Source organism: Mesorhizobium sp. M7A.F.Ca.CA.001.10.2.1 (assembly GCF_003998575.1).
Taxonomy (GTDB): domain Bacteria; phylum Pseudomonadota; class Alphaproteobacteria; order Rhizobiales; family Rhizobiaceae; genus Mesorhizobium.
In genome coordinates this window covers 1-9,307 of the sequence record NZ_RZQY01000193.1, presented here as the reverse complement: position 1 = coordinate 9,307, position 9,307 = coordinate 1, and the positions used below count along the sequence as shown (strand labels likewise).

Genomic DNA, 9,307 nt, shown 5'->3' with positions numbered 1-9,307 from the left:
CAGGGGTACGCCACGCGCATCGAAAAACCGATTCCGAGCCCTTCAAGATCCGGACGAACCGCGTACAGGCCCAATTCAGCGACGATCAAGTCGACCTCGCCAACTTTGATGAAGCGCCGCAGCATGCCGATGTGAGCCGCTACCCCATGCGCGTCGTAGCCGATTGCGCGGAATTCCGGCCTCGCGCCGGCCCAACTGCGGCCGCCTTCGAATGGCTCCGCGTTGAAGGCGCCAGTCCGTCCATAGGTCTTTCGAAAAAAGTCGGAGAGTTCGACATGGTCGGCCAGTTGCAGCTCATTTTCCCAGCACAACTTCCACTCGACATTCGGACGCATGGAAGACCTCACCTTGTAGCTGTCTGGTTGAGATAAATGTCCAAGCATTGATTAAATAATTGGCGTCGCGCCAACGGGGCGTAACTTGTGGGGACCGCCGAAAGACCAAGCCGCAATGCAGATGCGACTGACTTTGTACGCCCCGCACACCAGATGATGCTCCTCAGATCCAACGCAACCATCGGAACTACCTATCTTTCCAACTTGAAGCGCTTCTATGGGACCTGCAGCAAAAACGGTAAAATCCTTTGTTTAGATGAAAGGTATCCACGCTTTGGATAACTGGGCGAATGCGTTCCATATGGCTGGTCAATTATCGTCGTCACGCTCGAGGCACTTCTGACGAAGCGCAAAGCTCACGCCCGCGGCACGCGCGGCCGTTGCCGGGCCGCGCGATTATCTCCGTAAGAGCCGAGTGGAGCTCAGACACGACGATTGATCAGAATCTGATTCGCGGGTTCAGTATCTCTTTCGTGTATCCAGCTCTGGGCTGTCCTTTGGCGGGAGTTAGGTTCGCCCAGGTTCTGAGCCTGGGGCGTTGGCCCGTTCGCCGCGCAGGCTCCTTCGCACATCGTCGAGGCCGAGAAAGAGGGGCCACACAGCTCCCCCTGTACTTTCCACCACCCGACACCAGCGCTCACCCAGGGCGCCGGCCTTGCTCACCTCAACGGATAGCGCACTCGCGCCGCTTCACGATTAAAAGAATTCTACAAGCAAGATGCCTGTTTGATCGAGAGACGTCCGCTGCCAATTCCCGCATCGCAGAGGCAGCCAATAGCGCTCGCTTTACATAGTGGTCCGGCAAGCAGCTAGATACGACAGGTGACCTCAAATGAGGCGTCTTGCATGGCTTCTACACCTGCCTGAATGCCAGAACTGCGTTCGTACCGCCCATGGCGAAGGCGTTGCTCATGGCGACGCGCACCTTGCGCTCCCGCGGCACATTGGGTGTGATGTCGAGGTCGCAAGCGGGATCTGGCTCGCGATAGTTGGCGGTCGGCGGCACGACGTCCTCTTGGATTGCCATCACGCAGGCGATCATTTCAAGCGCGCTCGCTGCGCCGAGGCAATGCGCGTGCGTGGACTTGGTGGAAGAGATGGACATCGAATAAGCGTGGTTTCCAAACACACGCTTGATCGCCGCCGTTTCAGTCTGATCATTGCTCTTGGTACCGGTGCCGTGCGCGTTGAGGTAGTCGACGTCCTCGGCATTCAGCCCGGCATCGGCAAGGCAGGCGCGCATCGCCGACGCTGGCCCCTCGACAGATGGCGCGGCAATGTGGAAGGCATCGGCGGAAAGGCCGACGCCGGCGATCTCGGCAAGAATTGTGGCACCACGCCTCGTGGCATGCTCGTAGCTTTCCAGCACGGCCATGCCCGCACCCTCGCCCAGCACCAGGCCCTTCCTATCGGCGGAGAAGGGCCGGCAGGTATCGGGTGAAAGCACGCGCATTGCTTCCCATGCTTTCAGCACGCCCCATGCGAAGGGTGCGTCGCTGCCCCCGGAAACCATTACGTCGGCCCGGCCCAGCTTGATCTGGTCCACCGCCGAGGCGATCGCATGGTTGGCCGAGGCACATGCGGAGGTCACCCCGAAGACCGGCCCGCGCAAGCCGAGGCTCAAGCTCACCTGGCCGGCGGCGGCGCTTGGCATCGTTTTGGGTACAGCGAGGATGCCAACTCGCCTCGCGCCGTCCAAAAGGAGGGCCCGGTAAGTTTCCTCCATCACATCCCAGCCCAAGCCGCCGACGCCCACTGTCGCGCCGAAGCGATGGGCATTCCCCTCGTCGCAGGAAAGTCCGGCCTGCCGCATGGCTTCGCGCGCTGCAAGCACGGCGAGCAAGCTGAAGCGGTCCATGGAGATGAGATGCCCCCGGTTGATGTCGTGCTGGGGCAGCGCCTTGATCTCAGCGCCGGTCATGCCCTCCAGGTCATGAAGCTCGGAATTGGCGATCGGGCCGATGGCGGAGCGGCCTTCGCGCATCTCTTTCCACATAGAGGCGGCGTCGGTGCCCAGTCCGCACAGGCCGCCCACTCCGGTGATAACGACGCGCCTGTCCATTCAAGCCTCCTTCGCAAGCAAGCCGCGGACGGCTTCCACGACGTCGCCGACATTCTTGAGATTGGACCAGGCATCGGCCGTGTTCATGTCGATCTTGATGCCGTAGGCCTGCTCCACATCCCAGAGGACGTCCGCCAAACCCAGCGAATCGAACCCGAGCGCGTCCAGTTCCGTGGCGATTGTTATCTCGCCGACGAATGACGCAGGCATTCCCTCACCGCTCTCCGACTCGGCGCGTTTCTTGATCAGGGCAATGACGTCCGTTGCGAATTGATCGGCCATTCTGTTTCCTGTCTTTCTTTCCCGCGTTTCGACCTGGACGCGGCTCAGTTCCTGAGGCGCGCCGCGTCGCGAAAGCCATCACGCTTGGGCAACTGACAAAGCCCAATGCTCATAAAGCCGGATCAGGTCCGGCCGGTGTGTGGCGTAGGTGCAGTATGACGATGTGAGCCGCTACACGTGCGCGTCTCCCGGTCTGTCCATAGGCTCGGAAGAAGTCGGACAGTTTGACATGGCCGGTCAGTTGCAACTCCCTTTCCCAGCACTCCACTGCCCGGTAGAGCGCATGAAAAATCTCCTTTCGGGCGGTTTCTTAAGACGCTCGCCACGCCATGAGGCAGTGGGGGCATCGGTGTCCATCAGGTGCTTCTGCCCATGCAGGATTCCAGAACATTGATGAAATCGTTTGTTTCGATGAAAGGCATCCACACTTTGGATGGTTGACCACGCTTTTCAAAGATCGTGAACTACATCTCCTCGTTGTGCTCGACGCACTCCGGACAAGTAACCTCATGGGCGCGGCATGCAGGATTAACCGAGCCCAGCCGGTCATGAGTGCGGCCTTGCCGGGTCGGGCGATAGGCAGTCATGCCCTGCCCTTCCTGCGGGTCAAGCACTCCGAAAAAACATTTCCCCCATAAATGCTAGATCTTCCGTTGCCTTTTCGCGTCACAGGCCGTCAAACGCCCGGCCGTTCACAACAGTGATCCGGCAAGTGTTTGGCTGCGCGAGACGATGCTGCAGGGAGTCGTCCTGCATGGCACTTCGCTATGATGCTGCGGTGCCGTCTAACGGCGCCTCGTGCTTGAACGCACTGAACGGCCACCGCGATCAAAATCGATGGTTCGAGGACCGTTGATCATCACCCCGCCAGCCTCGATCTTGTTTGCCGCCACGAGAGCGACACAGAGACTGCTGGTGAAGATGCCCGCCTGCCCGCTATGTTCCGGATGGTTGACCATCCCGGATGGACCCATCGAGGGTGTCAAGGCGAGCATGAGCACAGGCGCGAACAGTTCACGGGCAGGCGCGACGGTGGCCGCAAAGCAACGTCGCGCCAGCATGCGATCTCAGCAGGATCGGCACCATCCTGTCAGGGAGCAATGCGAGTGGCTGGCTTAGCCGCTGCGACGCTGCCCGGCATCGCGTTCAATTGATCTGGCGCCTTAAATGCAGGAAGGCTTCGCGGCCGGTACGAGGCGCATCCCTCCTCCGAAGCAGCACGCCCAAGTATCATCACAAGCCCCGAGCGCCCGCGTTCGGCGATGTCCAATTTCCGACAATGTCGGAATACAGTCAGATCTGCTGGATTGACTTTAAATGGTTTTCTCATTTGGCACAGCGCATGCTGGTTATCCGGAAACACGTGACCGACCAACAAGAAGTCGCATGACACAACCGAAGCCATCCATGTCTGACGGGCTGCCCAGGATACCTACTGCGACCGCGCTTGCCCGGTGACGACCGCTCCGGCTCCGCCCGTTACCGACGAGGCAAAGTGACGGATTTCCTGCGTTTCAACGACATGGAGGTGGTTGTCATTCCCGCTGGGGGACAGACTCGGCCTGTTCAAGGCATTGCGCGAAGGCGGCAAGATGACGGCCACCCGTGCGCGAACTCAAGGAGCGCAGCCTGTATCGTGTATCAGGCAAATAGGCCGTCGGTCAGTGACCTTGACACAGGGGACATGCGCAAGGTCCTGAAGTTTGATGCAGCGATAGAAGGGTGCCAATGACAACAATAGCTTACAGGAACGGAACCATGGCTGGCGACGGCCGAGCCTTGGGTTTTGACTCAGTATCCGTCGGTGAGAAAACGAAGGTGTTTCGCTTATGCGACGGCACACTCATCGGCGTTTCCTCTTCGTCCTTGGGTATTCCAAAGGCCGTTCGAGACTGGGTTGAGAAGGGCATGGATGTTTCTGATATTCCTGTGCCGCGCAACGACGACAATTTTGAATTTGAGGCGCTGATAGTGCGCAAAAATGGGGAAGCCGTATTGTTGGACGGCAATTGGCTGCCAAGTGATCCCGTGAAAGGTGAATATTATGCCATCGGGAGCGGCAAGCAGTATGCTTTGGCCGCGCTGGTTTTGGGCAAGTCAGCTAAGGAAAGCGTCGAAGTTGCCGCGAAACTCGACGTTTGGACTGGTGGCACAGTCACTGCCATAACTCACTAAACCCGCCTTTCGGCGGGAGTGTGACAGTGCGAGCGTGGAAGTAGGGCGCCACCCCGGGGCACGTCGAGCCCTGTCATGTGAGCTGGTCCATAAGCGCGCGAAAGCGTCCAGTTGTGGCCAAAAGCACGATTTGCGACAGAACCGGCCCGCTTCTATGAGTATGGGCCGCTTTTTGCGGCCAGCGTGCTTGCCATCCTGCCGCCAGTGGCCGTCGCCTTCTTCTTCCAAGGTTACCTCGTCATGAAGTAGAGCACCACGATCTTGTCGGAGAGATCGGAAGGCGGACGGCCCTTCCGTCCGCGTCGGCCAGTTCGAAAGGCGGCGCGGCCTGCTCGTCGATCGCCTGGAAGAACCTCTCCGCGCTGTCCCTCATCTTGTCGAGATCGGCGCCCGGATGGTGGGCCAGCGCGGAGGTCCCGAGGATCAGCGCCAGAAATTGAATCGCAAGCGACGGTTTCGCTTTCATGGACAATGCATTCCGGTTGGGGGCGTTCGAGGGCTCCGCGGCTAGGATTGGTCTCACTGTGTCTGCTCCCGCTCCCGGCGGCTCATCTGCCTGATAGGCGCGTTCCCGCTCGGGCCATGTGCTTTTGATGAAGGCCAGAACGGCCCGGATCTCCTCGTCGGTGAGGACATTCCCGAAGCCCGGCATGTCGCTCTGGTAGCCGCCGCCGACGACCGCGGCCGGTCCCGGCGCCGGCATGCGTCCCGAAGGCAGCGGGCTTTCCAATCGCGCTGACCTTCGCCTGGCTAAAACCGTCTTGCCTAGCGCTATCGCCGCGGCCGGGGCGCGGCCATCCGGTTGGCGAGCCAAGGCAATGTCCAGACCAATCCGAGGCCTGCCGCGGCCACGCATCGATAAGAGGACCGACGCCCTTCTCCTTTGCCGCCGCTGGAGAACAGGTATTTGATCAGCGCGGCCGTCCCGAGGACGAGCACGACGACGACAAGCAGCCACACCAGGCCCGTGCCGAACATCATCATGCCGCTCATGCATTCCATCATCGAAGCCTCCTATTCCGTGGCGTAGATGCCGCCGGTCGCGTCAGACTTTCGGATTTCGAGAATCTCGAAGGGCGCTTCCTTCGTGCCACTCATGCCGGGGGAGCCCATCGGCATGCCGGGCAGCGTCATGCCCTTTGATGTCGGGCCGCTCGGTCAAGAGCTTGTTGACCGTGCCGACCGGCACATGGCCGCTCACCACATAGCCGTCGATGAACGAGAGAAGGCAGCCATCGGCTTCCGGCGGAATGCCCTCTTCGCGGCTCATGGCGAAAAGGTCGTGAGTCGGCCTTGACGGTGATTCCTGGAAGGCCGATTCCAAGGCGAGCTGGCTTGAAGGCCGCGGTCCGGATGGTCGACTAGGCAGCTTGGTTCCACGATCGCAATGCTTGATCGCTTCATTGCAGGCCATGGGCTCTCGCCCCCTCCTTTTGCCACACGAGGCGCCAGCTCACGTGTTGTTGTTGGCGTGCGCCCCGGCAACCGCTTTCACCAGCCGCTCCAGCGATCCCGCGCGCTCCAGCTCCGCAAAGAATGATGCGGCGTGACGCTACCCAGCCGGTGCTTCTCGGCCTTCCAATTAAACTGTCTCGACGAAAGAGCCGTCTCCGTTGCTCCGGTCTCGGTGTTGAGTTCTCTAAGGCTGCGCCACACCTTGGTCCCCACGCCGGCAAATGATCTCACTATGCAGCCCGTGCTCGCACGCTCTCAAACTAATTACCGCTGCTGCAACACGCCGCCTGGCGGCCTGCACCGAAAAGCCGACAGGGGTGCATCTGAATAGCCGTGAACCCAGGTCTCAAAGACCATCCGGCGCGACGAGCGGACGCACCGCACGTGTGACACCCGCCTTGTGGGGCAGGGTTGCCTTTCTCAATCCCGGCGTTGGTCGGCGTCCCAATGAGCAGCAAGCTATTATCGGCCGCCGAATCTTAGTGGCTTCGTCGAGAGCCTCAATCAACCAAGCGGCGAAAGCCCCGCTAGAGTCTCCGCCCGCCTGTCGCTATGAAGCAGTTGCAGCCAGCGCTGCTTCAGGCGCATGAACTCGCCCGATGCAATGATTTCCGTCGCCCTGGGTCTTTCGAAGGGCACTGTTTCTATTCCCTTCTTCTTCGGCGCGCGGCTTGATGCCGACATACGGTTTCTTGACCTGCCGCCTGAACTGGCTGCCGAAGCGGGTGCCCCGCCAGCGACCCCGACAATCCCCTGTTCCGCAACTGCTGAAGAGCCGACTGCGCTCGCATCCCGATATTGCGCAACGGCACTATGCCGACATTCTGGAGACCGCAGCCGCATGAGCCTCGAGATGTTCCGCCGACCGTCGACAAAGGCGTCCTCTCGCCTGCGTCCGCCATTTGTCAGTGCTCGATCTGATTGGGGAGACGCCGGTCGTCGAACTGAAGAGATTCGATACCGGCAGGTGTCGTCGCTTCGTCAAGATCGAAAGCCAGAATCCCGGCGGATCGATCAAGGATCGCATTGCGTTGTCGATGATCGTTAATGCCGAACAGCGTGGCACGCGCGGGGCGGTACAATCATCGAAGCGACCGCTGGCAACACAGGGCTCGGCCTGGCCATCTGGCGGCACGAAGCGCGTGATCGCGTGTCCAAAAGCTGACAGCGTCAGACAAATGTCAGGTTCATTACAACCAACATCTGGGCACTGACGAGGTTTTTCGAAGCAATGGGCGCTAACTGCGCGCTGAGCGCGTTGGCATGGCTTTTGAGACTGAGTGACTGTGACTGCACTCAATGGGGCAAGACGAGCGATGCGCTCCTCCCTGAACCCGTGTGCCGTCTCTGAGAGGAAACCAGCTCGTGCAGAAACCTTTGGAAATAGCTTTGGACCGCAACGTGGTATTGCAGATGGAGTCCCCGGCTCCTTCGATTAGAGTCGAGAACTGGCTGCATGGCGAGCCCCTCACGAGCTTTGAGCCCGGCAAGTGTACATAGTCGAATTTTGGGCAACTTGGTGCGGCCCATGTGTGGACGGGATGCCCCATCTGATCCAGCTGCAGGGCGTCGCCAGGCGCACCATCTGGACAGCAGGAACTGGACTATGGGCAAGGTAACAGGCTTTCTCGAAATCGACCGGCAGGTGCACAAGTACCAGCCGGCCTCCGACCGCATCCGGCATTTCCGCGAGTTCACGCTGCCGATGTCCGACAAAGAGGTCGAGAAACAGGCCGCGCGCTGCATGGATTGCGGCATTCCGTTCTGCCATGGGCCGACGGGCTGCCCGATCCACAACCAGATCCCGGACTGGAACGACCTCGTCTACAATGGCGACTGGGACAATGCGATCCGCAACCTGCATTCGACCAACAATTTCCCGGAGTTCACCGGCCGCATCTGCCCCGCACCTTGCGAGGAAGCCTGCACGCTGAACCTCGAGGACATCCCCGTCGCCATCAAGACGGTCGAGCAGGCGATCGCCGACAAGGCTTACGAGACCGGCCATATCAGGCCCTATCCGCCGGAGAAGAAGACCGGCAAGCGCGTCGCCGTCATCGGCTCCGGCCCGGCCGGCATGTCGGCTGCCCAGCAGCTCGGCCGCGCCGGCCACGACGTCCATGTCTATGAGCGCGAGAGCCGGCCCGGCGGGTTGATGCGTTACGGCATTCCCGACTTCAAGATCGAGAAGCACTATATCGACCGGCGCATCGAGCAGATGCAGGGCGAGGGCGTCACCTTCCATTGCGGCGTCAATGTCGGCGTCGACAAGCCGGTTGCCGAGCTGCTCGCCGAACATGACGCCGTGCTTTATTGCGGCGGTTCCGAAACGCCGCGCGCGGCCGGCATTCCCGGCGACGATCTCGGCGGCGTGCATGACGCGATGCCCTATCTGGTGCAGCAGAACAGGCGTGTCGGCGGCGAACCGATCCAGTCGGTGGCGTGGCCGTCGCATCCGATCCTCGCCGGCGGCCAGCATGTCGTCGTCGTCGGCGGCGGCGACACTGCCTCCGACTGCGTCGGCACCGCCTTCCGCCAGGGCGCGGTGCGCGTCACCCAGCTCGACATCCGGCCGCAGCCGCCGGAAAAGGAAGACAAGCTGTCGGTCTGGCCATACTGGGCGACCAAGATGCGCACGTCATCCTCGCAGGCCGAAGGCGCCGAGCGCGAATTCCAGGTGGCGACGCTTGAATTCATCGGCGAAAACGGCCAGCTGACCGGGGTCAAATGCTGCGAAGTCGACGAAAAGCGCAAGCCGATCGCCGGCACCGAATTCGTCATCCGCGCCGATCTCGCGTTCATCGCCATCGGCTTTGCCGGGCCAGCCGCTCGCGGGCCGGTGTCGGAACTGGCCGGCCAGATGAAGATCGCCATTGACAGCCGCCGCTCGAAGAATGTCGAGGCCAATGACCGGGACTACAGGACCAGCGTCGAAAAGCTCTATGCGGCGGGCGACGTGCGGCGCGGCCAGTCGCTGGTCGTCTGGGCGATCCGCGAG

At 61.0% G+C, this 9,307-nt stretch carries 8 protein-coding genes and 3 pseudogenes; 5 read left to right on the top strand and 6 right to left on the bottom strand.

Going from position 1 to position 9,307, the window contains the following annotated elements:
- The 3 genes from EN964_RS14665 to EN964_RS14655 all read right to left on the bottom strand — a co-directional run.
- On the bottom strand, window positions 1-335 hold a 335-nt coding region (locus tag EN964_RS14665; RefSeq protein ID WP_127276477.1), incomplete at its 3' end, for a NodA family N-acyltransferase.
- 853 nt (window positions 336-1,188) lie between these two features.
- Window positions 1,189-2,397, bottom strand: coding sequence for a beta-ketoacyl synthase (locus EN964_RS14660; RefSeq protein WP_095769981.1), 1,209 nt, complete (start codon window positions 2,395-2,397; stop codon window positions 1,189-1,191).
- Entirely contained in the window at window positions 2,398-2,679 is a 282-nt protein-coding gene (locus tag EN964_RS14655; protein ID WP_029356603.1) for an acyl carrier protein, read from the bottom strand.
- Between the two features lie 1,758 nt (window positions 2,680-4,437).
- Here EN964_RS14655 and EN964_RS14650 point away from each other — a divergent pair.
- Window positions 4,438-4,854, top strand: a complete 417-nt coding sequence (locus EN964_RS14650) for a hypothetical protein (protein WP_063169404.1) — start codon at window positions 4,438-4,440, stop codon at window positions 4,852-4,854.
- Between the two features lie 238 nt (window positions 4,855-5,092).
- Here EN964_RS14650 and EN964_RS39240 read toward each other — a convergent pair whose 3' ends face one another.
- From EN964_RS39240 to EN964_RS14635, 3 genes are read right to left on the bottom strand one after another with little or no spacing between them, the layout of a single operon-like run.
- The gene (locus EN964_RS39240) at window positions 5,093-5,584 is read right to left on the bottom strand and encodes a cytochrome c (RefSeq protein ID WP_244514239.1); all 492 of its coding nucleotides are present in this window, start codon (window positions 5,582-5,584) and stop codon (window positions 5,093-5,095) included.
- A 41-nt stretch (window positions 5,585-5,625) separates the two neighbouring features.
- Window positions 5,626-5,859, bottom strand: a complete 234-nt coding sequence (locus EN964_RS38535) for a hypothetical protein (RefSeq protein WP_127312611.1) — start codon at window positions 5,857-5,859, stop codon at window positions 5,626-5,628.
- 40 nt (window positions 5,860-5,899) lie between these two features.
- Window positions 5,900-6,124 (bottom strand): DUF411 domain-containing protein, encoded by a 225-nt coding sequence (locus EN964_RS14635; protein WP_372958899.1) that lies wholly within the window; start codon window positions 6,122-6,124, stop codon window positions 5,900-5,902.
- A gap of 825 nt (window positions 6,125-6,949) precedes the next feature.
- On the opposite strand from EN964_RS14635, the pseudogene EN964_RS38530 reads away from it, so the two are divergent.
- The 4 genes and pseudogenes from EN964_RS38530 to EN964_RS14615 all read left to right on the top strand — a co-directional run.
- Window positions 6,950-7,154, top strand: a pseudogene (locus EN964_RS38530) (isopenicillin N synthase family oxygenase); the annotation flags it as partial.
- 8 nt (window positions 7,155-7,162) lie between these two features.
- A pseudogene (locus EN964_RS14625) lies at window positions 7,163-7,432 on the top strand (pyridoxal-phosphate dependent enzyme); the annotation flags it as partial.
- A 278-nt stretch (window positions 7,433-7,710) separates the two neighbouring features.
- Window positions 7,711-7,874 (top strand): annotated as a pseudogene (locus EN964_RS14620) (TlpA family protein disulfide reductase); the annotation flags it as partial.
- Between the two features lie 41 nt (window positions 7,875-7,915).
- A partial coding sequence (locus EN964_RS14615; protein WP_164775822.1) for a glutamate synthase subunit beta occupies window positions 7,916-9,307 on the top strand: 1,392 nt, incomplete at its 3' end.

Excerpts from the sequence above, each read along its gene's own strand:
- EN964_RS14655 (WP_029356603.1), bottom strand. The coding sequence starts at position 2,679 with ATGGCCGATCAATTCGCAACGGACGTCATTGCCCTGATCAAGAAACGC.
- EN964_RS14660 (WP_095769981.1), bottom strand. The coding sequence starts at position 2,397 with ATGGACAGGCGCGTCGTTATCACCGGAGTGGGCGGCCTGTGCGGACTG.
- EN964_RS38535 (WP_127312611.1), bottom strand. The coding sequence starts at position 5,859 with ATGATGGAATGCATGAGCGGCATGATGATGTTCGGCACGGGCCTGGTG.
- EN964_RS14635 (WP_372958899.1), bottom strand. The coding sequence starts at position 6,124 with ATGAGCCGCGAAGAGGGCATTCCGCCGGAAGCCGATGGCTGCCTTCTC.
- EN964_RS14650 (WP_063169404.1), top strand. The coding sequence starts at position 4,438 with ATGGCTGGCGACGGCCGAGCCTTGGGTTTTGACTCAGTATCCGTCGGT.